Origin of the sequence: Bordetella muralis (assembly GCF_965139205.1) — a bacterium.
Classification (GTDB): domain Bacteria; phylum Pseudomonadota; class Gammaproteobacteria; order Burkholderiales; family Burkholderiaceae_B; genus Bordetella_A; species Bordetella_A muralis.
Map to the genome: position 1 here is coordinate 90,579 of NZ_CBCSIU010000009.1, position 24,684 is coordinate 115,262.

The 24,684-nt window shown below is 57.7% G+C and carries 22 protein-coding genes and 1 pseudogene; 16 read left to right on the forward strand and 7 right to left on the reverse strand.

Annotation, left to right across the window (positions count from 1 at the left end):
- Positions 1-1,367 (forward strand): annotated as a pseudogene (locus ACNA0I_RS14675) (MFS transporter); the annotation flags it as partial.
- Positions 1,368-1,745: 378 nt separating this feature from the next.
- On the opposite strand, the gene ACNA0I_RS14680 reads toward ACNA0I_RS14675, so the two are convergent.
- Positions 1,746-2,504: a GntR family transcriptional regulator gene (locus ACNA0I_RS14680; RefSeq protein WP_415806750.1), complete on the reverse strand. Its 759-nt coding sequence runs from the start codon at positions 2,502-2,504 to the stop codon at positions 1,746-1,748.
- Between the two features lie 307 nt (positions 2,505-2,811).
- Between ACNA0I_RS14680 and ACNA0I_RS14685 the strand changes: the two genes are divergently transcribed.
- The 9 genes from ACNA0I_RS14685 to ACNA0I_RS14725 all read left to right on the forward strand — a co-directional run bounded on the left by ACNA0I_RS14685 (position 2,812) and on the right by ACNA0I_RS14725 (position 12,315).
- Positions 2,812-3,663, forward strand: a complete 852-nt coding sequence (locus tag ACNA0I_RS14685) for an ABC transporter ATP-binding protein (protein ID WP_415806751.1) — start codon at positions 2,812-2,814, stop codon at positions 3,661-3,663.
- 5 nt (positions 3,664-3,668) lie between these two features.
- Entirely contained in the window at positions 3,669-4,484 is an 816-nt protein-coding gene (locus ACNA0I_RS14690) for a class II aldolase/adducin family protein (RefSeq protein WP_415806752.1), read from the forward strand.
- 2 nt (positions 4,485-4,486) lie between these two features.
- The gene (locus ACNA0I_RS14695; RefSeq protein ID WP_415806753.1) at positions 4,487-5,371 is read left to right on the forward strand and encodes a TauD/TfdA dioxygenase family protein; all 885 of its coding nucleotides are present in this window, start codon (positions 4,487-4,489) and stop codon (positions 5,369-5,371) included.
- A 97-nt stretch (positions 5,372-5,468) separates the two neighbouring features.
- A complete protein-coding gene (locus ACNA0I_RS14700) occupies positions 5,469-6,488 on the forward strand; it encodes an ABC transporter substrate-binding protein (protein WP_415806754.1) in 1,020 nt (339 codons plus the stop codon).
- On the forward strand, positions 6,485-7,261 hold the full coding sequence (locus ACNA0I_RS14705; protein ID WP_415806755.1) for an ABC transporter permease: 777 nt from the start codon (positions 6,485-6,487) through the stop codon (positions 7,259-7,261). The genes ACNA0I_RS14700 and ACNA0I_RS14705 overlap by 4 nt, the downstream gene beginning before the upstream one ends.
- A complete protein-coding gene (locus ACNA0I_RS14710) occupies positions 7,258-8,016 on the forward strand; it encodes an ABC transporter permease (protein ID WP_415806756.1) in 759 nt (252 codons plus the stop codon). Before ACNA0I_RS14705 ends, ACNA0I_RS14710 begins: the two co-directional genes overlap by 4 nt.
- Entirely contained in the window at positions 8,000-8,980 is a 981-nt protein-coding gene (locus tag ACNA0I_RS14715) for a cupin domain-containing protein (RefSeq protein ID WP_415806757.1), read from the forward strand. The genes ACNA0I_RS14710 and ACNA0I_RS14715 overlap by 17 nt, the downstream gene beginning before the upstream one ends.
- 186 nt (positions 8,981-9,166) lie before the next feature.
- Positions 9,167-10,663 (forward strand): serine hydrolase domain-containing protein, encoded by a 1,497-nt coding sequence (locus ACNA0I_RS14720; protein WP_415806758.1) that lies wholly within the window; start codon positions 9,167-9,169, stop codon positions 10,661-10,663.
- Positions 10,664-10,758: 95 nt separating this feature from the next.
- Complete coding sequence (locus ACNA0I_RS14725) at positions 10,759-12,315, forward strand: ABC transporter substrate-binding protein (protein ID WP_415806878.1); 1,557 nt, start codon at positions 10,759-10,761, stop codon at positions 12,313-12,315.
- A 50-nt stretch (positions 12,316-12,365) separates the two neighbouring features.
- On the opposite strand, the gene ACNA0I_RS14730 is transcribed toward ACNA0I_RS14725, so the two are convergent.
- Positions 12,366-13,418 (reverse strand): ornithine cyclodeaminase, encoded by a 1,053-nt coding sequence (locus ACNA0I_RS14730; RefSeq protein WP_415806759.1) that lies wholly within the window; start codon positions 13,416-13,418, stop codon positions 12,366-12,368.
- Between the two features lie 121 nt (positions 13,419-13,539).
- On the opposite strand from ACNA0I_RS14730, the gene ACNA0I_RS14735 reads away from it, so the two are divergent.
- The 6 genes from ACNA0I_RS14735 to ACNA0I_RS14760 all read left to right on the forward strand — a co-directional run bounded on the left by ACNA0I_RS14735 (position 13,540) and on the right by ACNA0I_RS14760 (position 19,069).
- On the forward strand, positions 13,540-13,965 hold the full coding sequence (locus ACNA0I_RS14735; RefSeq protein ID WP_415806760.1) for an Lrp/AsnC family transcriptional regulator: 426 nt from the start codon (positions 13,540-13,542) through the stop codon (positions 13,963-13,965).
- A 140-nt stretch (positions 13,966-14,105) separates the two neighbouring features.
- On the forward strand, positions 14,106-14,993 hold the full coding sequence (locus ACNA0I_RS14740) for an alpha/beta hydrolase (RefSeq protein ID WP_415806761.1): 888 nt from the start codon (positions 14,106-14,108) through the stop codon (positions 14,991-14,993).
- Between the two features lie 15 nt (positions 14,994-15,008).
- Positions 15,009-15,953 (forward strand): ABC transporter permease, encoded by a 945-nt coding sequence (locus tag ACNA0I_RS14745; RefSeq protein ID WP_415806762.1) that lies wholly within the window; start codon positions 15,009-15,011, stop codon positions 15,951-15,953.
- Entirely contained in the window at positions 15,950-16,774 is an 825-nt protein-coding gene (locus ACNA0I_RS14750; RefSeq protein WP_415806763.1) for an ABC transporter permease, read from the forward strand. Before ACNA0I_RS14745 ends, ACNA0I_RS14750 begins: the two co-directional genes overlap by 4 nt.
- Positions 16,771-18,414 (forward strand): ABC transporter ATP-binding protein, encoded by a 1,644-nt coding sequence (locus ACNA0I_RS14755; RefSeq protein ID WP_415806764.1) that lies wholly within the window; start codon positions 16,771-16,773, stop codon positions 18,412-18,414. The genes ACNA0I_RS14750 and ACNA0I_RS14755 overlap by 4 nt, the downstream gene beginning before the upstream one ends.
- Before the next feature lie 34 nt (positions 18,415-18,448).
- Complete coding sequence (locus tag ACNA0I_RS14760; protein WP_415806765.1) at positions 18,449-19,069, forward strand: GntR family transcriptional regulator; 621 nt, start codon at positions 18,449-18,451, stop codon at positions 19,067-19,069.
- A gap of 45 nt (positions 19,070-19,114) precedes the next feature.
- Here ACNA0I_RS14760 and ACNA0I_RS14765 read toward each other — a convergent pair whose 3' ends face one another.
- The 5 genes from ACNA0I_RS14765 to ACNA0I_RS14785 form a co-directional block, all read right to left on the reverse strand.
- The gene (locus tag ACNA0I_RS14765) at positions 19,115-19,897 is read right to left on the reverse strand and encodes an ABC transporter permease (RefSeq protein ID WP_415806766.1); all 783 of its coding nucleotides are present in this window, start codon (positions 19,895-19,897) and stop codon (positions 19,115-19,117) included.
- Positions 19,881-20,648 (reverse strand): ABC transporter ATP-binding protein, encoded by a 768-nt coding sequence (locus ACNA0I_RS14770; protein ID WP_415806767.1) that lies wholly within the window; start codon positions 20,646-20,648, stop codon positions 19,881-19,883. Before ACNA0I_RS14770 ends, ACNA0I_RS14765 begins: the two co-directional genes overlap by 17 nt.
- A complete protein-coding gene (locus tag ACNA0I_RS14775; protein WP_415806768.1) occupies positions 20,645-21,991 on the reverse strand; it encodes an acyl-CoA thioester hydrolase/BAAT C-terminal domain-containing protein in 1,347 nt (448 codons plus the stop codon). Before ACNA0I_RS14775 ends, ACNA0I_RS14770 begins: the two co-directional genes overlap by 4 nt.
- Positions 21,988-23,064 carry an ABC transporter substrate-binding protein gene (locus ACNA0I_RS14780; RefSeq protein WP_415806769.1) on the reverse strand — a complete coding sequence of 359 codons (1,077 nt, stop codon included), beginning with the start codon at positions 23,062-23,064 and terminating at the stop codon, positions 21,988-21,990. The genes ACNA0I_RS14775 and ACNA0I_RS14780 overlap by 4 nt, the downstream gene beginning before the upstream one ends.
- Positions 23,065-23,145: 81 nt before the next feature.
- Complete coding sequence (locus ACNA0I_RS14785; RefSeq protein WP_415806770.1) at positions 23,146-24,672, reverse strand: class I adenylate-forming enzyme family protein; 1,527 nt, start codon at positions 24,670-24,672, stop codon at positions 23,146-23,148.
- Positions 24,673-24,684: the final 12 nt, after the last annotated feature.

A 24,684-nucleotide genomic window follows, 5' to 3' on the forward strand; every position in this document is an offset into this window, starting at 1 on the left:
CGCTTGATTCGCGCCGCTGGCTGGCCCTCGCTGTTCTGTTGATCGGCACAATGTTGCCGCCGCTGGACTTCTTCATCGTCAATGTGACGCTACCCGCCATCCGCGCCGACCTGCAAGCATCTTCCGATGTCGCGCAACTGGTGATCTCGGTCTACGCCGCGGCCTATGCTGTCACGTTGATTTTGGGAGGGCGTCTTGGCGATCTCTATGGGCGAAAGCGAGTTTTCGTCGGCGGTATTTTTGGCTTTGGCGTGGCGTCAGCGTTGTGTGGTTTGGCGCCGTCGCCAGGCGTGCTCGTTGTCGGGCGACTGCTGCAAGGCATATCGGCGGCCATCATGGCGCCGCAATCGTTGGCATCGATACACGCCCTTTTTCCAGCAAGCGAGAAGAATCGCGCACTCAGTCTGTATGGAGCGACGTTCGGCTTGGCTTCTGTGGGGGGGCAACTGCTGGGGGGCGTACTGGTTTCAACCAGTCCGTGGGGGCTAGGCTGGCGCAGCGTTTTTCTGATCAACCTCCCCATTATTGTCGTCGCGATCCCCGCTGCGCTGGCGCTGCTTCGTGAGAGTCGGGCAGAGCGTTCCGCTCGCCTGGACGTGCCGGGGGCGTTGCTGCTAGCGTCCGGTTTGCTGGCTTTGGTGGTACCCCTCGTAGAAGGACGAGAGCACCACTGGCCGTGGTGGTGCGTCGCTCTGCTCTGTTTGAGCGCGCCATTTTTGTGTGTCTTCTGGTGGTATGAAAAAAGACAAGAGCTCGCTGACAGAACGCCCTTGGTCTTGCCCTCGATTCTGGCGGCTCGCGGACTGAAACGCAGTCTGGCAGCAGCATTCTTTTTCTACTCTCTCGCGGCGTTCTTCTTTGTGTTTGCGGTGTACGAACAGGCCGGTTTGGCTAATGATGCATTGGCAGCCGGCCTGGCAATCCTGCCGCTCGGCATTGGCTTTTTCCTGGGGCCGCTATGCGCTCCACCCATCGCCCGGCGGCTGGGTTCGCGCACTGCAGCGTTTGGCATGATCCTGGAAGCCCTTGGTCTGGTCATGGTCGCCGTGTTGGCCTGCATCGATGCATCGTCTTGGCTCGTCTTTCCTTTGTTCCTGATTGGCGCTGGACAAGGCATCGCATTACCTGCACTGGTTCGCCTGAACGTGGACCAGGTTGACACACGTTGGGCTGGGCTTGCTTCCGGTTTGGTCACTGCCACTTTTCAGATTAGCGCTGCGGTAAGCGTCGCGATAATTGGTGGTCTTTTCATCGCGATCGCGCCTGACGGCGCAGCCGCTCATGATGTGCGGCTCGGATTTGCCGTGGCTTCATTGGCAATAGGCGCGGCACTGGCACTGGCGGCAGGACTAAGTTGGAAACGATAGCAGGTACCGACATCTTATAAAGGCAATACACATGAAAGATCAAACCCCTTTTGCGCCGTGGCAGATTTCGCCTGTGAGACGCGTCATGGTAGTAGCCTTCTGCTCGATTTCGATGACCGCGTCAGCCGGGTAACTCCGCCAGCGAAGTTTGGCAATTCAAGGCGTCGCGCTGAGGTATTTGCGCTGCAATAGAAGCAGAAATGATATGGACGCCGTCCACAAAGAACAACGCTCTATTGGCAATATGTTCAAGGGCATAAAGATATGCGCATGCAGAGATCGGCCTTTCGGTTTGGGATGTGAGCAGCGCCGCGTTGCGTAATGCAAGTCGTCTTTAATGTTCCGTGATTTTGGTGCTTGCGGCCGATATGCAGGAATCTATCCGGCCGTTTCAGACGCGGAACCTTTTGGAAACAGGGCGATGAAATCCAGCAGTTTCTCGCCCAGCAGGTTCACGTGTCCGCGCATCGCGTTGGCTGCGGCGTCTTCTTCGCCTTTGACAATGCAACGCAAGACTTCTGCATGTTCGCTGATGGTGCCCTCGCGACGGCTGGGTTTGTGGGTGACCAGTCGCCGATAGGCGCCGATGCGATTACGCAGCGCCCTCGTTTGCTCAGCCAGGAATTCGTTTTGCGAGGCCTCGTAGATCAGCTCGTGAAACTGCCGGTTCACGTCATAGAACTCTTCGACTTGATCGGTGTTCGATAGCGAAATCAAGGTCTCGTGCAGACGATTGAGCTCGGCAATCTGTGCGGGTGTGATCCGCCGGGCCGCCATGCGTGCGCATAGGCCTTCCAGTTCTGCCATGACCTGGAACATTTCCACGAGTTTGTGAGCCGACAGCGTGGCCACCGTAGCCGGTTGGCGGTTGCGTATCTGAATCAGGCCCCCTGAGGCCAGATGGCGCAGCGCTTCGCGCACCGGTGTGCGAGACACCTGGAATCGCTCGGCAAGCTCGACTTCATCCAGGCGGGTGCCTGGGCTGAGTTCGCCCGAAAAGATTTCGGCCTCCAGGGTTTGTTGAATCTGCTCTGAGCGGTTCTGAACGGGTTTCATGTCGGGGCGGTGATGAGGCAATACGGTGCGCGTCGAAGACTGTCCGGATGTTTTTGCGGACGACAAGAAGTCTACCTTCACTTGGGTCTCTCTAAACAAGGGAGCGAGTCGGCGGGCTCGTCGGATGATTGTTGGGGCAATGTGTGCAGCTATTTTAGCTACTAATGTATACAAGAACAAAAGCGTGGGATGCACATGTCTGAACAATATATGCACCAAGGATTGCACCGAAAAAGAGCCATTTCCAAAGGAAAAATCCAAGTTCTCTATGTGAAAAGGTTGGCATGGGTATTGCTTAAGAAATCGTAGACGGCAGTTTTTATGCTGACGATCGCATTAAGAAATACACATAAACAGACTTTGCATACATATAAATATGGACTCACTCATGCCCGACAGCCGTACCGTCGCCGTGCAATACGACGTTGAAACAGGCGGGCGTGCGCCGCTGTTGGCGTTGGCCGGCGTGTCTAAAACATTCGGCAAGACGCGTGCGTTGAGCGATCTGAGTGTGTCCATCACCCCCGGCGAGTTCGTGACCGTTGTAGGCCCCAGCGGCTGCGGGAAAAGCACGCTGTTCAATATCGTTGCCGGTTTGGAAGAGCCCGATGAGGGCGGGCGCATCGAGTTCCTGGGTAAACCATGCAAAGCCCGTGACCTGTTGGGCAAGGTGTCCTTCATGCCGCAGCGGGATCTGTTGCTGCCCTGGCGGACCGTGATCGATAACGCCATCCTGGCTGTGGAACTGGAAGGCGCCCGCCGTGCCGATGCGCGCCGCGCGGCCCTCGATATGTTGCCCGAATTCGGTTTGGCGGGGTTCGAAAAACAGTATCCGCACGAGCTGTCCGGCGGGATGCGTCAGCGCGTCGCCTTGATGCGGACGTTCATGTTCAACCGCGATCTGATGTTGTTGGATGAGCCATTTGGCGCGTTGGATGCCTTGACGCGCACGATGATGCAGCGTTGGCTGCTCGACGTCTGGCAAAAGCATAGGCGCACGATCTTGTTCATCACTCACGATGTGGACGAGGCGATCTTTCTCGGGGATCGCGTGCTCGTCATGACGTCGCGGCCAGGACAAGTAAAGATGGAGCAAGTGGTGGCTCTGCCCCGCCCACGCCGTGCAGATATCGTCACTTCCGCCGAATTCATGAAACTCAAGCGTGTATTGCTGGAGGCGATTGAGGAAGAAAGTATGAAGTCCTTTACCGCCAGCGAGCGCAGCAAAGGAGGGCATTGAACGCCATGATGAATATCACCTTAGCGCCTGTTCAATTGACGTCCGACACGGTCGAGCTTGGCCGAGAGCAGTATGGCGAAGCCGAATGGGAGGCCCGTGTGTCCCTTGCCGCCTGCTATCGGTTGGTGGCGCAATTGGGCTTGGACGATTTGATTTACAACCATATTTCCTTGCGCGTACCCGGCACTGACGATCAGTTTCTGATTAATCCGTATGGCATGCTGTTCGAGGAGATCACAGCATCCAGCCTCGTGCGTATCGATGTCCATGGCCGAAAGCTCTGTGATTCGCCTTACCAGGTCAATGCCGCAGGTTTCGTCATTCACGGCGCGATTCATCAAAGCCGCCATGATGCAGTCTGCGTGCTGCACACGCATTCGGATGCCAGTATTGCTGTCTCTGCCCAGCGGGACGGCTTGCTGCCGCTGTCGCAGTTCGCGATGCGCTTTTATCAGCGCCAGGCGTTTCACGACTACGAGGGCGTGGCGATCGATCTGGACGAGCAGGAGCGATTGATTGCGCATTTCGCTCAGCATCCCGTCATGCTGATGCGCAATCACGGCTTGTTGACCGTGGGGCGTACACCGGGAGAGGCCTTCATGCTGCTGTATTACTTCGAGCGCGCGGCCCAGATACAGCTGCAGATGCAGGCCTCGGTGGCAGGCGGGGCGGGCCCCCTGGTGTTGCCTTCTCACGAGGTCTGCGAAAAGGCCGCCAGACAGTTCTGGGAAATGAAAGGCGACATCCTGGTGGCGGGCGAGCGCGAGTGGCCTGCTTTCATTCGTCAATTGGATCGTCAGGATCCTACCTATCGGAATTAATCATGCTTTCCACATCGCTTCTGTCTACGCTCGAGGAACCCTTGACGTTGAATACCCGTCCGCTGCATCCTGGTTTTGGCCTGGAGGTGTTGGATCTGGACTTGTCATCGCCAGATAGTGATAACGCCATCGATGCATTGGTCGAGGAATTGGACAAACACTCTCTCATCCTGGTGCGCAATCAGACACTGTCCAATGAGCGTCATGTCGAGATAAGCCGTCGATTTGGTCCCTTGATGACACACGTACTCAAGCAGTTTCTGACGACGGGTTTGCCTGAAATTTATGTGCTGTCCAATGTGAGCGAGAATGGGAAACCCATCGGTAACCATAAGGAAGGCTGGAACTGGCACTCGGATCTGTCATATATGGCCGAGCCCAGCATGGGGTCTTTGCTATATGCCGTAGAGGTGCCACCGGAAGGCGCCGACACCCTGTTTTCGAGCATGCATTTGGCCTACGAGGGGCTGCCAGCAGAAATGCAGAAACGCATTCGAAACCTGCGCGCTACCCACTCGTACGCAGGCTACTACGGCAAGGCCTTTGCTGACCGTGCACCGTTGACCGACGAGCAGAAGGCACGTACGCCAGACGTGATCCAACCCGTGGTACGCACGCATCCCACAACGGGACGGCTGTCCCTGTATGTGGGGCAAGACATCGTCAAGTGCATTAATGATCTGCCTGAAGACGAGTCGGATGCGTTGTTGGCGGAACTGAACGCGCATGCCATCAAGGACGAGTTCGTATTCCGTCACCGCTGGCAGCAAGGCGATCTGATCCTGTGGGACAACCGTTGCACCATGCATTGCGCGACGCCCTACGACGACAACAAATATCGGCGGGTCATGCATAGAACGACAGTGGCGGGCTCGCGGCCATTTTGAGTTGACGGTTGCCAATGGCGATCTGATTCGTAATAGAGGGGAAAGTCGCTTTGGCCCTTCCTCCAGTCTTTTGTGTAGTGCTTGCCGGGATTCCATCATGAACAAACGATGCACATTGGCAGTATTGGCAGCTTCGGCTACGTTGGGTCTGGCTGCATTGGCGCCTTTTACGGCCCAGGCGGCAGATCTGATGAAAGCGACGTTGCGCTTGAAATGGCTGCCGCAGACGCAGTTTGCGGGCTTTTATTACGCCTTGGAAAAGGGATACTACAAGGATGAGGGCATTGACCTGACCATCAATCCCGGTGGCCCCAATCTCCTGACCGAGAACCTGGTGGCGACCGGCGCCGATACGTTCGGCCTGTCTGGCGGCACCGATAGCGTGATGGCGGCGATCGACAAGGGCATGCCTATTGTGTCGATAGGCGTCTCGCATCAGGTAACGCCGTTCGTTTTTGTGACACGTAAAGACGGTCCCGTTAAAACGCTGAAGGATTTTGAAGGTAAGAAAGTGACCGCGTGGTTCACCGGCGCAAACTATGTGTTGTTTGGCATGCTGGCCAACAATGGCGTGGACCGCAGCAAGGTCGATATCCAGCCGCAACAAGTCAGCGTCACGCCATTCGTCAATGGCGATGTCGATGTGGCTACCGCCACCTGGTACAACGAGCTTTATACGATCAAACAACGCATGGGGGCGGATAATCTGCGCACGTTCGTGGCCGAGGATTATGGTGCGACTTTCCCTCGCGATACGTTGATTGTGTCCAAGAAAACGGCGCAGGAACAGCCTGAGTTGATTACGAAATTCCTGCGCGCGTCCATCCGAGGGTGGCGCGATGCCATGACGCATCCCAAGGACGCGGTCGACGCGGTGATGAAGGTAGCTCCCACCCTGGATCGCGCCCATCAGGAATTCATGCTGACCGAGGCCTATCGTTTGATGACGCAAGGGCAGGCCAAGACCGAAGGATTGTTCTGGATCGATCCAAAGGCAATCCAGGCGACCGAGGCGTTTTTGCTCAAGAACAAGGTCCTCACCAAGCCCGTCGATGTCGCCGCCGTATTTGACGGGCGCTTTCTAGAGGCAATCCCGGTCGAGGAGCGCCGTCCATGAGCCGTGCGAGCGCGATGTTCAGGTCGTGCACGCTGACAGTGTTGCGTGGGGCGGCAGCTATCCTGGTCGCCGCTGCACTATGGGAGGGCGTGGTGGTGGCAGGCAATATCAAGCCGTACTACCTGCCGCGCCTGTCGGACATCGTCATGTCCATCGTTTCAGTGCCGGATGCCTATATCGCGGGGTTTCTTCGAACGATGAGCGAAACGTTGCTGGGTTTCGCGATGGGTGTGGTGGTGGGCGTGGCCAACGGCGTGTTGTTCAAGCAGTCGCGCGCCCTACGTGAGGTGATTTTCCCTCTGTTTGTGATTTCGCAGACGATACCTGTCATCGCATTTGGCGCCGTCGTCGTATTGTGGTTCGGGAACACCATATTGGCGAAAGCGTTGATCGCGTTCTACTTGACCTTTTTTCCTGTCACCGTGAATACGTTAAATGGCATGGACGCGGTTGATAAACGGCAGGTCGATCTGCTGAGGAGCTTCGGCGCAACGCGCTGGCAGCTGCTGTTTCGCCTGGAACTGCCCGCTGCTTTGCCGCAGATTTTCGTGGCGTTGAGGTTGGCGTGCACATTGAGCTTGTTGGGCGCGATCGCCGGGGAATGGTTCGGGGATACCACAGGGCTGGGGGTGTTGTTGTTGCAGGCGATGTACAACGAGCAGGTCATTGCCCTATGGGCGGCTATCCTGATGTCAGGATTGCTGGGGACGTCGTTCTATGGGCTGGTCGCATTAGCAGAGCGTCGAGTGGTTTTCTGGAGAAGCGAGCTGTGAACCTCAATCGTTTACGTCCGTCGAGGGCGACTGCGCGTGCACTGATGGGGCTGGCCGGCGTTGCGATATTGTGGGAAGCCTCAGCGAGAGTGTTTGACCTTCCCGCTTATGTGTTGCCGAGCGTCAGCAGTATTCTGGCCGCCATCGTGGACCAGCGAACATCTTTGGGTCATGCCGCTGCGCTGACGCTGATGGAGGCAATAGGCGGATTTTTCCTGGGCTCGGCCGGGGGAATGCTGTTGGCAGTGATATTGACGATGTTGCCCGCCTTTCGCCGTGTATTGCTCCCCACGGCGACCGCGTTGAATTCCGTGCCTGTAGTGGCCTATGCGCCCTTGATTCTGCTGTGGTTTGGCATCGGTCCTGAGTCCAAGGTCATCATGGTTGCACTAGCCGTGGGCTTTACGGTGTTCTTGCACGCCTTGGCTGGCCTGGATCGCGTGGACCAGAGAGCGGTCGATCTGATGCGCAGTTTCGGCGCCGATCGTGCCGCTATTTTGTGGCGGCTGCGGGTGCCCGCCGCGATTCCCCTGACGGCGGCTGGCATGCGGGTCTCGACTGTACGCAGCATGATCGTAGCTATCGTTACCGAAATGCTAGGGGCCACGGGCGGTCTGGGGTGGACGATATATCAAGCGGTACTGCAGATTGATTTCGTTCAAGTATGGTCCGCGATATTTGTGGCGTCGGCAGCGAGTCTGATTTTCTTTGGCACGATTAATTTGCTGGAAAAGCGCTATGTCTTCTGGAAGTAAGCCTCTGCACAGTCCATCCATGGCCGCGCTTGGCGTAGGGACGGCGAGCCGCCCGGAATCTGCTGCCGAGCGCCGTGCGCGTTACTTTAACTCGGCTAATGCGTTCAACATCCATTTGCCTGAGGTGCCGGCTGGGATTTTTTCGGAACCGGTGAGGATGGCTCTACAGGCCGATACCGAGACAGGTTATGTCGAGTGTGATCAGTCGCAAGCCCTGGCGACCTCGTATCCCGCCACGACGCCGTTCATGTTGGCCCGGTACGCGCGCGTTAATGCGGGCGATACTCTGGAGGCAGATTTCGCCGCCAGCGGCTCTATTTGGTATGTGATGAGCGGAACGCTACAGATTGCCGATTTGGCGGGCGAGGCCGATCAACGGCTCTTTGCCGGCGATGTGCTGTATTTGCCGGCGGGAAAACACCACTTGGCTAACGCTGGCGACGTTGCCTGCGTGGCGTGGCTGGTGACAGACGAGCCGATGCTGGCGCATCATGGGTTACAGGCGGCGCCCATGGCATCGCCGTGTCATGAGGCAGGGGCGGTTATCTTTCGGGCCCATGATATTGCGGATCAGATAGAGACGATTTATCGAACCACGCCAGATGCCGGCACGTCGGGGATGGCGGTGGTTTTTTCTGCACAAGCACATGAAAGCAGCCGCAACTTGATGACTAATTTGACGCTGTCGTTAAACACCTTGCCTGCACATTGTCATCAATCTGCGCATCGGCATAACTCGGCTGCGTTGACATTAGTCGTAGCCGGGCATGGCTGCTATTCCCGGGTTGACGGGCAGACGTGCCCTTGGACAATTGGCGCAACATTGGTGACGCCGGCGGGGGCTGCGCATTCGCATCACAACGATGGGGATGCGCGTGCGGCATTCTTGATCGTGCAGGATGGCGGACTGTACTATCAGGCCCGCACTATGGGGTTCGAATTCCTGGCTGCGGATGCAGATTGATCGCCTGACGGCTTGCCGCACGCGCTTGTAGCGCATAAACAAAGAGCCCACCGTTGCCGGTGGGCTCTTTGTTTTCAGCGGCATGTTGTTTTTGCCGACAGCGGCGCGGTTTTGTGAATAAAATTGGCGCCAAAATGTGTTACCGTAATGACATATCCAAACGACCGCCCCATAGAGAGGTTACGCATGCAGAGTACGAACGTCGAGGATGGCCGGTCTGACGCCGTTCCTGGCGCAACAGAGCTGGCTTTCGACGATGGTTTACTACGTGCAGCCCCGTCGTCGGTGGGAATAGACGGGGATCAGATCATCCGTTTCCTCGATCAGCTGGAGTCCGCCGGGTTGGATGTCCATAGTTTCATGCTGCATCGACAGGGCAAGGTCGCCGCCGAGGGGTGGCGTTGGCCGTATCGCTCTGACCGGCTGCGCGTCTTGCATTCAGTGGCCAAGAGCTTTACCGCTTGCGCCATTGGTTTGGCCATTGGCGAAGGGCGACTGAGTCTCTCGGACAAGGTAGTGAACTTTTTCCCTGATGAGGTGCCTACCGATCCCAGCGAATGGTTGCAGGCCATGACAGTGCGCGATCTGTTGACGATGCGTACAGGACACGCCCAGGGGGTGTCAGGCGCTGTATGGCGGAATATTGCCAGTAGCTGGACCGCGGAATTTTTCAAAATACCCCTGGTTTACGCGCCGGGCACGCGGTACGTCTATACCAGCGCGGCCAGTTACATGCTATCGGCTATCCTGACCAAAATCACCGGGCAGACATTACATGCCTATCTGAAGCCGCGCTTGTTCGAGCCGCTGGGTATCCGTGATGAGCGTTGGTCGGTGGGGCCTGATGGCATTAATCCCGGGGGCAACGGTTTGACGGCGCGGACTGCCGATCTGTTAAAGCTGGGTCTGCTGCATGCTCAGGGTGGGCGATGGAATGGCTCGCAGATTTTGCCGGAACGCTGGGTACATGACTCCACGCGTGCTCAAGGCGGACCGGATAGCACCTATGGTTATCACTGGCAAATACGGCCGGCAGGCGCCTACAGCGCCATAGGTGTATTCGTCCAGCTGGTCACGGTCTTTCCCGAGCATGATGTCACATTGGCCATCACGGCGGCCATAGACAAAAGCGCGACCTTGCTGCCTTATGTGCAGCAATATCTCGTGCCTGCCTTTTTGGCAGCGCCGATGCCGGATGCCGCGGCGGATGGCCGCCTGGCTCAGCGTCTGCGTGTCTGGCAGGCCGAGCCTTCGGCGCCGTCTGCGGGGTATTCAGACCAGCAAGGCACGGTAGCTGGGAAAAGCTACGTCATTGATCCCAATGCCGCAGGGGTTGAATCGATCCGGCTCATATTTGTTGACGGTGAATGCCGCTTTCAATTGACCGACGCCAATGGGTCACACGAGATACGGGCCGGTCTGGGACAGTGGATAGAGTCTGTCACGAGCATGCCCGGGCAGGATTTGCATCACGGTTATACCTTTGATCGAGAGCCCGTCGTTGCAATGGCGCGATGGGCCGGCGCGCACACATTGGAGATGACCTGGATTTTTCCGCAAACGGCTTTCAAGGACACGGTGGTGTGCACATTCGATGGTGATCGAATGACGGTACAGCGCAGCGTCAACGTGAATAGCGGTTTGTTGCGCCATCCCGATCTGACCGGGATGGTAAAGCGCTGAGGCCCCGGTGCCTCAAGCTCGCTCTATCAATGGGGGAAGGCAGATGACTCAACATACTCAACAACAGTTATCGAGGGAGTAGAAAGATGAGCACTATGTCAAAGTGCATGACCGCCGCGTGTCTGGCTCTCGTCCTGGGTTCGACAGCATATGCTGCTACGCCGTTGCGCATCGCCTTGACGGCAGATATCCGGTCGACGCAGCCCGGGGTGAATCGCGACGCGAATAGCGATACTGTTGTGCAGCATATCGTCGAAGGACTGGTAGCCTTTGGTGAGAACGGTGACGTCAAGCCACAGCTCGCCGAATCGGTGCAAATCAGCGAAGACGGCAAGACCTACACATTCAAGCTGCGGCCGAACGTGAAGTTCCACAACGGCACGACGCTGACGTCGGCGGATGTGCTGTGGACTTGGCAGCATTACATGGATCCCAAGACCGGCTGGCGCTGCCGAACAGAATTCGATGGCCGTGATGGGGTGAAAGTCGAAGACGTGCAAACTCCCGATCCGGATACCGTGATATTCAAGCTGGAACGGCCCAATGGCCTGTTTCTGAACAGCCTGTCGCGATTGGACTGTGGTGGCGCCGGCATTTTGCATCGTGACTCCGTACGCGCAGACGGGACCTGGGATCATCCCATCGGCACGGGTCCATTCGAGCTCAAAGAATGGCGGCGCGGAGAATATATCAGCCTGGAGAAATTCAAGGACTATGCCAATCGCACGGGGCCAGAAGGCGGTGTGCGAGACGGGTTTACCGGGTCCAAGCGTCCGTTGGTCGACGAAGTCCGTTTTGTCATCATTCCTGACGAATCGACCATCAAGCTGGCCCTGCAACGCAAAGACATAGACATCATTTCCGATCTGTCCAACACCGATGTGCCGGAAATGCAGAAGTCGCCCGGTATCACTGTGGCGCATGCCGATACGTTGGGAATGACCGGTGTGCTCATTCAGACTCGTGATGCCGTATTGAGCAATGCAAAGCTGCGCGAAGCGATTGCGCACGCGATTGATTATGTGCAGTTGGCCGATGCGGTGAACGAAAAGCTCGCGCCCTGGAACAATTCCATCGTGCCCTTGGCTTCCAGCTACTTTGATGATGTGCAGAGAAAAGGCTGGGCCTATGATCCTGCGTTGTCGCAGAAACTGCTGCAAGAATCCGGTTATCAGGGGCAGCCGATTTCCTTGATCGCCTCCAGGCGCTACGCACAGTCGTATAACGCGGCGGTATTGGTACAGGCCATGCTGCAGTCGGTCGGAATCAACGTACGGTTGGATGTCATGGAGTGGGGCGCATTGCAGGACCGCTACGTGACAGGGAAATATCAGATGCTGGTGCAACCGTACTCACCGCGCATGGACCCAGCGCAAAGCTATGAAGCCGTGTCCGGAGACAAGGCGACGCAGCCGCGCAAAGTATGGGACGACCCACAAGCCATCAAATTGATCGAACAGGCGGCGCAGGAATTGGATCGAGAGAAACGTAAATCGATCTTCGATCAATTGCATGGCATGTTTCTGAGCGACATCCCGACTATCCCTCTCTATAACGGCGCGGACGTCGGGGCATTCCGTGACAGTGTGGAGGGCTATAAGCCGTGGGCGCTGCGTAAGCCCAGAGCCTGGGAAGTGAGCAAGAAGGAGTAATTACTTCAGGTTGCGGCCCTGTCTGGCAGCGCCGCAACCTGCCTCGTGATTTACGCAGCGCGTCGAGCAGGTGCCTGACGCTCGGTCTGAGCGACCAGCGTGGCGTACAGATTTCTGGGGTCTTGCAATTCGGGGATCAGTGTCGCCTCTTGGCCGATACCTTGTTCGCGCGCTTCGGTATACAGTACACGCAAGGCGGAGTAATCCTCCATGGCAAAGCCGACTGAGTCAAAGACGGTGACTTCATCAGTGCTGGTGCGGCCTTTGACCTCCTGGCGCAGCACTCTCCATAATTCTGTGACTGGAAAATCAGCGGACATTTGCTGGATGTCGCCCTCAATGCGGCTTTGAGGTTCAAACTCTACAAAGGTCGACGCCTGAGCCAGGATGTCACGATGTAGTTCGGTCTTGCCAGGGCAATCTCCGCCGACCGCGTTCAGATGCATGCCGGGCTCGATCATTTCGGGTGTCAGAATGGTGGCATGGGTTTTGTCGGCGGTGACGGTGGTCACGATGTCGGCACCACGTACGGCCTGGGCCGCGCTATTTGCGACGATCACTTTTAGGCCGGCCGTCGGGGCGAGATTGTCGATCAGTTTGCGAGTCGCTGCGGCATCGATGTCGTAGACACGCAGCTCGGAGATACCTAGCAGGTGATGAAAGGCCAATGCCTGAAACTCGCTTTGCGCGCCGTTGCCAATCAAGGCCATCGAACGTGAGTTGTCGCGTGCCAATGCGCGGGCGGCCATGACAGAGGTGGCAGCGGTACGCAGCGCGGTGGTCAGGGTCAACTCGCTGATCAGTAATGGTTTACCCGTGGATACTTCCGCCAGGGCGCCAAAAGCCATGACAGTAGGCAACCCCGACAGAGGATTTTTGGGATGGCCATTGACGTATTTGAAACTGTACAACTGAGCATTGGCCACAGGCATCAGTTCGATCACACCGTGCGGCGAGTGCGCTGCCGGCCGGGCGGACTTATCGAATTCCGGCCAGCGCAGGAAGTCGTCATGGATGGCTTGTTCCAATTGCCGCAGAAAGCCAGGCAGCGTTCGTCGTTGGATCAGGGATACTACATCGGGAGTGGTCAGCAATAATGTCATGGTTTGCTCCGTTGTTCATACCTGAAATTCTGATGCGTATCACTGTCAAGAAATAGTCTGCATCCCGTACAGAAAACCACGATAAGATGCCAAACTGGCACCAAGAATTGACGAAATGAGAATGGACGATCTCGATCAACGATTACTCGGATTGCTGCGAGCCAACGCAAGAGAGTCGGTGGCGACGCTTGCCAAGCGTCTGGACGTTTCACGCGGCACCATCAATAACCGTATCGCCCGTCTGGAAGCCGAAAACATCATTGTCGGCTATACGGTACGGTTGCAACCCGATGTGCAGCCCGCGCAAATATCGGCATGGATGAGTATTGCCATCGATGGCAATGAGACTCGTCGAGTCATCAGCGTATTACTCGGCGAGCCCGGCGTTGCGGCGTTGCACGACACGAATGGGCGTTGGGACCTGTTGGCCGAATTGCGAGCGCAGAGCATTACCGAAATGTCGGAGGTCCTGGAGCGCGTACGGCTCATCAAAGGGATCGCGGCGACTGAGACTAGCCTGCATCTGAAGAGCTACAAGGCCGGGTAATCAGGCGCTGGAATGGTCTCGCACTGATTCTTTTCTTGTCATCGATGGATTTATCCAACTAAAATTGGCGCCAATTTATGCATAAATAAATAATGCCCGGTGCCAGCCCGGCGATGTCATTTGCTCATTCGAGGATGTCCATGCTTGTTCCCGTTACCAATACTGACCGCGCTCGTGCGCTTTACGATCTAGGCAAGGCCACGATATTTGCGTCTAAAAGCGATCCGCGCTTTTCGTATTGCATGTATGTACCGCCGCACATTGACATCGCCGAGCATCCGATGGAACTGGTGGTGATTGTGCATGGCACGGGCCGTGCTTTTGTCGAATATCGTGACGCGTTTGCCGAGTTCGCGCGCTGGAATGACTGCATTGTGTTGTGTCCACTGTTTCCTGTCGGCGTATTGGGCGACGGCAACCGCGACGGCTTCAAACAGATCAAAGAAGGCGAGCTGCGCTATGACCATATTCTGCTTGATATGGTGGATGAAATAGGGGCGAAATTCGGCTGTGACTTCAGCCGCTTCGCGCTGTTTGGCTATTCCGGCGGCGGACAGTTTGTTAACCGATTTGCGTTGCTGCATCCCGAGCGTCTGTGGACCGTGTCCATCGGTGCGCCAGGATCGGTGACCTTGCTCGACGCCGATCGTGATTGGTGGGTCGGGGTGCGCGATATGGAACAGCAGTTCGGTAAAGCTTTGAATATCGATGCTTTAAAGCAAGTAGCCGTGCATATGGTGGTGGGAGCCGCCGATCTCGAAACATGGGAAATCACGCATCAAGAGGGCGGAAAGTTCTATATGCCGGGCGCTAACGATGCCGGCAGCACCCGCCCTGCACGTCTGGAGAGCTTGCGTCAATCATTCGTGCGCGCAGGTATCGATGTCAAGCTGGATATTGTCGAGAACGTGCCGCATGAGGGATTGCTGTGCGTGGATACGGTACAGGACTTCCTTGCCAATGCGCTGAAACAGCGGCGTGCCGCCATAGTGGGCAAGCAGCCCGCAGATAGAAACGACAACTCATGATAATGGAGTAGCGACATGCTGCGTTTTTGTCTTGCTCGGATTGTCATGGCCATTCCCACGCTTGTCATCGTGGCTGTCGCCGTGTTTGTCCTGATCCGCCTGATCCCAGGCGATGCGGCGCAATTGATGCTGGGTGATCTGGCGACCCCAGCGGCATTGGCGGATTTACGCGCCTCGCTAGGACTGGATCGCAGCTTGTTTGTGCAGTTCGGTATCTGGGTCGGCAACCTGCTATCTGGAGATCTGGGGATATCCATCAGTACCGGCCAGCCGGTCCTGCCGTTGGTGTGGGACCGGTTTCTGATAAGCGCCCGCATAGTGGTGGCCGCCGTGTTCTTTGCCAGTGTCGTTGCGGTGCCCGCCGGCATGATAGCGGCCTGGAGGCAGAACCGGACGCCCGATCTGGTACTGGTGAGTGCGGCCACCCTGCTGGTGTCTATTCCTTCGTTCTGGCTGGGCTTGCTGCTGCTGATCTTCTTTGGCGTAAAGCTGGAATGGCTGCCTGTCGTCGGGTATGTGGATATCGGTACTGACTGGCGATCGGGATTGCTGTATTTGGTGATGCCGATATTGACGCTGTTTCTGCATGAAATCGGGGTATTGATGCGCATGTCGCGAGCCAGCACGCTGGAAGTACTGCGTCTGGATTACATCACCCACGCCCGTGCCAAAGGATTACGTGAATCCTCAGTGATGATTCATCACGCTTTTCGCAATGCATTTGGTCCGACTTGGACGCTCATCGGTTTGGTGATGGGAAATTTGCTGGGGGGTATTGCGGTGGTCGAGACGGTATTCACGATTCCGGGTCTGGGCCGTCTGCTGGTCGATGCCATTTTTTCTCGTGATTATCCCGTCATTCAGGGTTGCCTGTTGTTTGTGGCAGTGGTGTATGTCGCGGTGAACCTCGTCATTGACCTTTGTTATCCGTTCTTTGATCCCAAGGTGGCGGCAGAATGACCAAGAGAAAATTTCCCGCAAACGCGGTGATCGGTTGTGCGATCGTCGGCGTGATTGTGCTGATTGCGTTGATTGGTTCGGTGTGGACACCGCACGATCCATTGCGGATCAATTTTGCTGCACGTCTGAAGCCGCCTGGCGGCGAGTTCTGGCTGGGGACGGACGAGTTCGGCCGGGATGTGCTCTCCCGATTGATGGCCGGCGCGACGAGCAGTGTCTGGATCAGTCTGACCACGGTGGCATTGGCCATTATCGCCGGCACGATTATCGGAGCGATTACCGGCTTTGCACGAGGGTGGACGGATCGAGTGATTATGGCCTTTAACAACGCCTTGCTGGCGTTTCCCGGTCTGTTGTTGGCGCTAGGGCTATTGGCTATCGTAGGGGCGAATAAATACGGCATCATTTTGGCGCTGGGACTGGCCTATACCCCCTCGGTAACCCGCATCGTGCGTGGCACGGTGTTGTCGTTGCGAGAGCGCGAGTTTATCGAATCCTCTCGTGTGCTGGGCAACTCCGAGACCTACACGATGTTCAGGCATGTATTGCCCAACTGTGTGGCGCCACTGACCGTGCTGGCGACATCGATGTTCGGGTGGGTCATTCTGTCAGAAAGCGCGCTGTCCTTTCTGGGCTTGGGAGTGCCGCCTCCCGCACCTACCTGGGGCAACATGCTGGCCTCGGCGCGACCCTTCCTGGCGCAAGCCATCTACCTGTCCATATTGCCGGGCGTGTGTATCGCCGTGGCATTGTTGGGTATTAACCTGCTGGGTGACGCCGTGCGCGACAGACTGGATCCCCGGATGAGGAGTGCGATGTGAATCCCTTGTTGTCTGTGGCCGATTTGAGCATCGCGGTAGGCCAGGGCGGACGTGAAATCGTCCAGCGTGTTTCTTTCGAGGTCGCTCCTGGCGAGCGGGTAGGTATTGTTGGGGAATCGGGCAGTGGAAAAACGCAAGCAGCCCGCGCCGTGATCGGATTGACGCCCGCTCCTCTCGTGCAATCCGGTGGTTCGATCCTCTTTGATGGTATTGATATTGCCAAGGCCGACGCCGCGACACTGCGCACCCTGCGAGGGGCTCGTATCGGCATGGTATTTCAGGAGCCGATGACCTCATTGAATCCATCGATGTCGATCGGCCGTCAGCTAGATGAGGGCGTGGCATTGCATCGCCGGGATCTGGACGTGAAGGCACGTACTCAGCGCATCCTGAGCATGCTTGCGAGAGTGGGCATACGGGATCCGCAGGCGGCCATGCAGGCCTGGCCCCATGAGTTTTCGGGCGGTATGCGGCAACGAATGATGCTGGCATCCGTCATGCTGTTGGAGCCTGCGCTGTTGATTGCGGATGAGCCCACTACGGCGCTGGATGCGGTGGTGCAACGCGACGTGCTCGAATTGATGGGCGCTTTGGCCCGCGAACAGAATACGGCCCTCTTGATGATCAGCCATGATCTGCCAATGGTGGCGTGCTACACCGATCGCATTGTGGTGATGGAAAAAGGCCAGGTCGTTGAGTCGGGTGATACGCCGTTGATTCTGGCCGCGCCACGCCATCCTTATACGCGCAAACTATTGGACGCGATGCCCAGGCGTATGCCTGCTCGCCCTCCTGTGGCCGAGGCCCCACTGGTCGAAGTGCGTAATCTGGTGGTGGATTATGCCGGGCGGCGGAGATTGTTTTCCCGATCGGCGGGGATGCGTGCCTTGAAGGGGATCGATCTGCAGGTGCGCCCGCGCGAGGTGGTCGCCGTTGTGGGGGGATCGGGATCGGGCAAGACGACGTTGGGGCGCGTGATAGCGGGTCTGCTCAAGGCGTCGTCAGGCGAGGTGCGGTTTCGGGGGCAATCCATTCGGCGAGGCTCGCCTGGGTGGCGCGATTATCGAATGAACTGCCAGATGGTGTTTCAGGACCCGTATTCGTCGTTAGACCCCCGCATGACTATCGGTCAACTGGTTGGCGAAGGACTGCGTTTTATGCCCCAGTTGGACGGGCGAGCGAAGCGCATGCGTCTGGATGAGGTATTGACGGAGGTGGGCCTGGGGTCGGAGTACGCCTCACGTTATCCGCACCAGCTCTCAGGAGGGCAACGGCAACGGGTGGCCATCGCACGTGCCGTGGTGCGCCGGCCTGCGTTTGTCATTGCCGATGAGCCGGTATCCGCATTGGACGTTACGGTCAGGGCACAGGTGCTGTCATTATTCGCGCAATTGCAGGAAAAGCACGGGTTCTCCTGCCTGTTCATCAGCCATGATCTCAGCGTGGTCGAGCAAGTGGCCGACCGGGTCATTGTCATGCGCGAAGGGGAAATCGTAGAGCAGGGCGGACGCGACGGGATTTTCGACCAACCTCGGCATGCCTATACCCGGCGCCTGTTACAGGCGATCCCCGCCTTGGCGCCCAATGGGATGGGAGGGGTGAGTCTGCGTTGGCGTCTGGAGGGGGAACCTTCAGATTAAAATGTGTGCTTTAGGCAAATCGCGGGAGTAGCCGATGTCCAAATCGGTTGGAGAAAAAGTCGATCTGGCCGACCGTATCGCGCAAGACATCCAGGCAGGAGTTTTCAGTGCGGGCTCCTGGCTGAAGCAGATCGATCTACAAGAGCGTTACGATGCGACTCGCCTGGAGGTGCGTCGTGCGCTGGATCAGTTGGCGAGCACACGGGTGATCAGCCATGTCCCCAACCGGGGTTACCATGTGTTCGAGCGTGATGTGACACGGGACGAGCAGGTTCGCGACATACGTAAATTGCTGGAAGTCGCGGCGGTCGAGGACCTGATGCCGCATATCACCAAGGCTAAACTGACCGAACTGCGTACGTTGGCCGAGCGTTTTCAGGGGTTGCTGGTATCTGGCACTGTGCTCGATCTGTACGAGGTCAACATGGCGTTTCACACGGCCATGTACGACATGTGCCGCAATAGAGAGTTGGTGGCGCTGATCTACGAATTGCGCAAGCGCGGTCCGGCGGCTCCCGCGCGTGAGTGGGTGACTCACCAGCGTATCGTGCAGTCGGCCAAAGAGCACTTCGATATTGTCGATGCGATGGAGTCTCGCGACCTCAAGCGGGTACAGAAAGCCGTGCGCGCGCACGTGGGGCAGGACATCTCCTGAGTGCGCTGCGGTGCGACGGCGGGCATCGGGACCGGCGGCTCAGAATCACCGGCCCGTTTTTTCGGATCGCGCTTCCCAGAAAACCACGCGACGATGGATCGCCCGCATGATCAATGAACCTGTCAAGCCAATCGCAGCAAGCAGCAACACGCCAGAGAACATGGTTGCCAGGCTCATGCTGACGGACGCCGAGGCGATCAAGTAACCCAGGCCTTGCTGTGCGGAAAGAAACTCGCCGACGACTGCGCCGATCAGAGCAAGCGAGACACCAATCTGCAACCCTGAAAAAATTTCCCCTGATGCCGCAGGTAGTTTGACGTGCAGCAGCAGATACAGGCGTGAGGCGGAGAAAGCGCGGCATGCATCGAGCAGTTCGGGATCGGTGCGCTTGATGCCGTTGACTGTGTTGACGAACAGTGGGAAAAAGCAGACCAGCGCTACCAGTACGACTTTGGATGCCATGCCAAAGCCGAACCACACCAGAATAATCGGGCCCAGGGCCACTTTGGGCATGGCCTGCAGGCCGATCAGCAGCGGATAGAAGAATCGTTCAAAGGTGCGCGACTCTGCCAGCAATGCGCCCATGATTATCGCCAGGCTGCATCCTATTGCGTAACCACTGAGCGTTTCCCCAAGCGTCGTCGCAATGTGCGGCCAGAGTTCTCCGGAAATCAGCCCGTGGTACAGCGCGGAAAATACGGATGCTGGCGGTGGCAGCAGATAATCGGGGATGGTGAAAATCTCGATGGCCATGTGCCACACCAGGACCAATACAGCCAGGCTGATGAGCGGATAGAGAAACGCAGTGATATCAAGTCGCTTGAGCATGGGTGAAATGGCGTCGCAAGTGATGGCAGGCTGCGGTGAAGTCCGCGTCGTTCAGGGTCTCGAGGGTGCGCGGTCGGGGCAGGCCTGGACGGTAGTCTTCGATAATGCGTCCTGGACGGGGCGACATGACCAAGACGCGATCGGCGAGAAAGACCGCCTCTGGAATGCTGTGCGTAATGAACAATACAGATTTTTTCTGTGTGCTCCAGATGCGCTGAAGCTCTAGCGTCAGTGCTTCGCGGCTCAAGGCATCCAGCGCAGCAAAGGGTTCGTCCATGAGCAACAGATCGGGATCGGGCAGCAACATGCGAGCGATCCCCACACGCTGCTGCATACCGCCAGACAGTTCATAGGGATAGTTGCCTGCAAAGCCTGACAGACCGACGAGCTCCAGCAATTGCTGAGCTCGCTCACGAGCAGGCGCCTTGGGCAGCTTTAGCATCGTGGCCGGTAGCAGCACATTGTCCAGGACGGTCTTCCACGGCAGGAGATTGGGTTTTTGAAACACGACACCCGCGCGGCGGCTCGGTCGAGTAATACGTTCGCTACCCAGCCGCAGTTCGCCTTCTGTGGCGGGCAAGAGGCCGGCGGCCAGTTTCAATAAGGTCGATTTGCCGCAACCTGATGGACCCAGCACTGCGACAAACTCCCCCGCCTCGATCTGCAGATTTATGCCTTGCAGAGCCTGAATGAGACCCGTGCGAGTGGGATATGTCAGCCCGACATCGCTCAGGCTCAGGCTCGCGCTCATTGTGCCCCCTGGCCGGACTGCCGAGCGGTCTGGATTTGCGAGTCTCGGTGTGCGCGTATGGCTGCACGGAGGAAATCATGGGCACGAGACCAGGACGCGGTATTGGCGCGCGCATTAGCCTCGGGCGTGCCGCCGCCGGTCAAGACCACCTGTGCGACGGGATGGGGTTTGGCAATCAGGGTCGTGGGCAGGTTGGGTAACCCTATCGCATGGCCCGCCCCATCGCTGCGCACATGCTCGACTGGCCAGGCGTGGTGATGCTCGCGCAGCGTTTTTTGGATCTGTTCGCTGTACCAGGAGGACGGCCAAAACCCATCATCTGTACCCGAGATCAGCATGATGGGGCCACGGATCCGCTCGACCGGAATGCGTGCAGCGGCTACTGCGTCCTGATTGCGCATCGGGGTGTGAAAAGCGGGTTCCTGGCGTACGGCTTCGCCGTTTTTCGGGCGTTGATGGAATGCACTCCAGTCTGCCTGGCCGTTGTTCTGCCAGACGTTGGGCAGGGCTTTGCCTTGCCAGGTCCATACTGGTGAGTCCGGGGCCTGGCCCGGCTCGCCGGCCCGCAGCGTACCGTGAATCACCGAGCTGGGGACATAGGCGATGGTGGCGTTGATCTGATCGGGAAAGCGCGAGGCCAACAGCAACGACAGTTCGCCGCCGCGCGATTGGCCCGTGATGGCGACAAAGCCATTCTGCGGTTGCAGATGCTGATGCACCCAGGCCAATGCGTGTTGAAAATATTCCAGCGGCATGTTCCCGATGCTGTCGGGCAGGCCCGGCACCTTGAAGTAACCCAAGGCGAATGCCGTGTAGCCATGGGCCGCATACAAGGCGGCCCGCTGTTTTGGTATCCCGCCACCCGATCCGCTCATGACGATGATGACAGGGTGGGGGCCTTTCGCACCCGGCGTAAACAAGGTGCCCACCAGGCCGGACTCTGAAATCTCGCGCCGAGTGACGTTATCTACGACAAATCGTTGTATGAGCTCGGCGTGTGCGGTTTGGCCTTGGGCGTTCCGGGCCGATAGCCGTATGGTCAGCGTTTCGGTTTCTTCGGAGCGTGTGGCGTCGGTGGGAGGCGATTGACGTTGCAGTGACCACACGGTCGCCATGGCGTCTGCGACAGCCCAGTCACCATGCTGCGGCGCTTGAGCGTCTAAATCTACGATCCCATCGGTGCCCACCACAAAAGCTGCCGCGCTGCGCCAGAGGCTGCCATCAGGATGCGTCAAGGTCGCAACGAGTTGTACCGGACCTGGCTGGAATCCGGCCAATTGAATCCGTCTGCGTACGTCGACGGCGGCATCGCCAGGGCTGACGTTAATGCGTGGGTGACTCATTTCGCGCTCCGGGCCTGCTGGCGTACTGCCTGCGCATCGAAATCATTGATTTTCGAAATCAGATCGTTTGAAAAGATGTTGTTGATGGGGACCTCGGCCGACGGATATTCGCCTGCGTTTGCCATGGCTTGAATGCCGGCTTGAATCGCTTTCAAATCGTACTGGCCGGGCACGCGGGGCTGGCCATCGGGTTTGTTGAGCACGCGGTTCAGGCGGCGTGACAGCAGTGTGGTCGCATCGGCCAACGCGCGCGCAGGATCCGCGTCTGCGGGCTTTGCTTGGGGATTCGCGCGCCAGAACGCCTGCACGCAATATTCCGGGTTCGCCTGGCAGGCGATTTGGGCCTTGGTGTAGGCGCGGGCAAAGCGGACCAGCAAGTCGGGATGATCGCGGAAATTATCGGTGTGGGTGATGAATCCATTCCCCGCCGTCTCGCTGAAGATCTCGGGATAAGCAATGCGGCGGATCTTGGTGCCAGACATTTCCAGCATATCGTTCCAGCTGCTATTGAAATTCAATGCATCGACGCGACCTGTTTTGAGTGCCTGGAAGCCCGAAGCCAATGCGCCTACCGCGACGTATTGGACATCTTTGCCAGGGGTGAGTCCTGCCGTGCGCAAGGCGGCACGTCCGCCGGGAATGGTGCCCCACGTCAGCGCGCCTACGCCGATCTGCTTGCCTTTCAGATCGGCAATGGTTTTGATCGGGGAGTCCGCGAGCACTGCGAATTCCATCGTATTGGATGGCACGCCGTTATAAAAATAGCGTAGTGGCAGAATGTCTTTGCCGCTGAAATAGCTGGAGATGATGGGCTCAGACGTCGGGTAGCCAAAGGTCACGCGTTTGCTGGCGACTTGAGGCAACAGTGCACCTGCGCCTTGAAAGACGATGGTTTTGACGTCCAGATTCTCTTGTTTGAAGAATCCGAGTTCCTGCGCGGCGGCATACGGCGCGCCGTCGTGTACGGCGGGCGGGATGGCCAATGCAACCGTGACTTCGTCCAAAGCATGCGCGACGGAAAAAGGAGCGATTGCTGTTAGAGCCGTCATCAAGCTGATCAACGTAAAACGCATGGTGAGTCCTTTTAATCTAAACGGTCAGCGATACACGAGTGTCTGTATCGCGCTATCAATGACAGGGTGGCGTGTGCAGGATCAGTTCACATGTTGAGGATCCATGCTCAGCCGCCTCGCAGCTTCTGCCAGCAATTGATGACGATCGATCTTGTTCGTCGAGGCTAGAGGCAGGGCGTCGACGAACCAGACCTGACGGGGGTGCTGATAGGCAGGCGCGTTTGCCAATGCATACTGTTTGATCTGTTCGGTGTCGGCATGTTGGCCGGCACGCAAGACGATGAATGCGACGGGTTTGGTGCCTTTGATGTCATCGTCGACGGGCACTACCGCGGCTTGCTGAACGGCGGGATGCTGTTCGAGCATTTTTTCGACTTCACCGGGGTAGATGTTTTCCCCACCGCTGACAAACATATCGTCGCGCCGGCCGACAAAATAATAGAAACCGTCTGCATCGCGGCGAAAGACGTCGCCGGTGATGTAATGACCGTCGGAGGTGAATGGCAACGCCAGATCGGGGCGTTGGTGATACCCCTGCATCAAGCCTGGGCTGCGCAACGTCAGAATGCCTTGTTCCGACCCATCGCCAGGCCCCGGCATCAGTTGTACCGAGACCGCGGGATGCGGATAACCCACCGACATTGCCGGCGTGGGCAATCCTGCTGGATGGGGGCCAAATACGACGGGGCCGCCTTCGGTGGTGCCAAAGGCATTGATGACGCGTGCGGCCGGAAACATGGCGTGAATCTGTGTCAGCAGGCTGGCGCTGACCGGGGCTGAGCCCATGCGGATGACTTTAACGGATGACAGATCGGTGCGCGCCAGCAGATCGCGTTCGCGCAGCATCATCGCAATCATGGGCGGGACGGCGGTCAGCCAGGTGCAGCGATAGGTGCCGATGGCATCGATGTAGGCTGCGGCGGAGAACTGAGGCAGCAAGACCGTCGTCGCATGGCTGGCCAATGACAGGAAAGCCAGCGCCAGCGCATTCATGTGATAAAGCGGCGCAGCGATTAGCGCACGTTCGGCTGTCAGAGGGGTTGCCTTCTGCCTTGTCTCGACCGTCCACCACTGGCCCGCGTGGGATAGCCGTACACCTTTGGGTTTGCCGGTGGAGCCGGACGTATACAGCATGAGCGCCGTATCGTCATGGCCAGGCGTATAGGAGGGCGCATTGCCCTGCTTACGCCAGGCGTCGAACTCGGACGTATTCAGCGCCACGCTGGGAATATGGCCGGGAATGGACGCCGCGCGCGCCTGATCATGCAGCACCAGGCGCGCACCGCTGTCCTGTAGTACATACTCGATCAGCGCTGGCGGAAATTTGAAATTGACCGGTACTGCAATCAGTCCGGCGCGCATGATGCCCAGCACCGTGGCGATATAGGGCACTGAATTCGCAGCGAGGACAGCAATGCGATCGCCGGTTTGAAAACCCTGTGCATGCAGGGCCTGAGCAACGCCGCGCGCGATATCGTCGACTTCAGCATAGGTATATTGCCGCGCAGCCTCGGGCGATCCCACTTTGCCATCCAGTCCTATCAATGCGATTTTTTGTGGATCGGCTTTGGGGTCTATCAGATCACCGAGGTTCTTCAGAGTAGTCATGATACGGACGGC

Bases quoted from the DNA above. Each gene is read 5' to 3' on its own strand.
- ACNA0I_RS14685 (WP_415806751.1), top strand. From the start codon at position 2,812: ATGCCCGACAGCCGTACCGTCGCCGTGCAATACGACGTTGAAACAGGC.
- ACNA0I_RS14690 (WP_415806752.1), top strand. From the start codon at position 3,669: ATGATGAATATCACCTTAGCGCCTGTTCAATTGACGTCCGACACGGTC.
- ACNA0I_RS14695 (WP_415806753.1), top strand. From the start codon at position 4,487: ATGCTTTCCACATCGCTTCTGTCTACGCTCGAGGAACCCTTGACGTTG.
- ACNA0I_RS14700 (WP_415806754.1), top strand. From the start codon at position 5,469: ATGAACAAACGATGCACATTGGCAGTATTGGCAGCTTCGGCTACGTTG.
- ACNA0I_RS14705 (WP_415806755.1), top strand. From the start codon at position 6,485: ATGAGCCGTGCGAGCGCGATGTTCAGGTCGTGCACGCTGACAGTGTTG.
- ACNA0I_RS14715 (WP_415806757.1), top strand. From the start codon at position 8,000: ATGTCTTCTGGAAGTAAGCCTCTGCACAGTCCATCCATGGCCGCGCTT.
- ACNA0I_RS14720 (WP_415806758.1), top strand. From the start codon at position 9,167: ATGCAGAGTACGAACGTCGAGGATGGCCGGTCTGACGCCGTTCCTGGC.
- ACNA0I_RS14725 (WP_415806878.1), top strand. From the start codon at position 10,759: ATGTCAAAGTGCATGACCGCCGCGTGTCTGGCTCTCGTCCTGGGTTCG.
- ACNA0I_RS14730 (WP_415806759.1), bottom strand. From the start codon at position 13,418: ATGACATTATTGCTGACCACTCCCGATGTAGTATCCCTGATCCAACGA.
- ACNA0I_RS14735 (WP_415806760.1), top strand. From the start codon at position 13,540: ATGGACGATCTCGATCAACGATTACTCGGATTGCTGCGAGCCAACGCA.
- ACNA0I_RS14740 (WP_415806761.1), top strand. From the start codon at position 14,106: ATGCTTGTTCCCGTTACCAATACTGACCGCGCTCGTGCGCTTTACGAT.
- ACNA0I_RS14745 (WP_415806762.1), top strand. From the start codon at position 15,009: ATGCTGCGTTTTTGTCTTGCTCGGATTGTCATGGCCATTCCCACGCTT.
- ACNA0I_RS14750 (WP_415806763.1), top strand. From the start codon at position 15,950: ATGACCAAGAGAAAATTTCCCGCAAACGCGGTGATCGGTTGTGCGATC.
- ACNA0I_RS14760 (WP_415806765.1), top strand. From the start codon at position 18,449: ATGTCCAAATCGGTTGGAGAAAAAGTCGATCTGGCCGACCGTATCGCG.
- ACNA0I_RS14765 (WP_415806766.1), bottom strand. From the start codon at position 19,897: ATGCTCAAGCGACTTGATATCACTGCGTTTCTCTATCCGCTCATCAGC.
- ACNA0I_RS14770 (WP_415806767.1), bottom strand. From the start codon at position 20,648: ATGAGCGCGAGCCTGAGCCTGAGCGATGTCGGGCTGACATATCCCACT.
- ACNA0I_RS14775 (WP_415806768.1), bottom strand. From the start codon at position 21,991: ATGAGTCACCCACGCATTAACGTCAGCCCTGGCGATGCCGCCGTCGAC.
- ACNA0I_RS14780 (WP_415806769.1), bottom strand. From the start codon at position 23,064: ATGCGTTTTACGTTGATCAGCTTGATGACGGCTCTAACAGCAATCGCT.
- ACNA0I_RS14785 (WP_415806770.1), bottom strand. From the start codon at position 24,672: ATGACTACTCTGAAGAACCTCGGTGATCTGATAGACCCCAAAGCCGAT.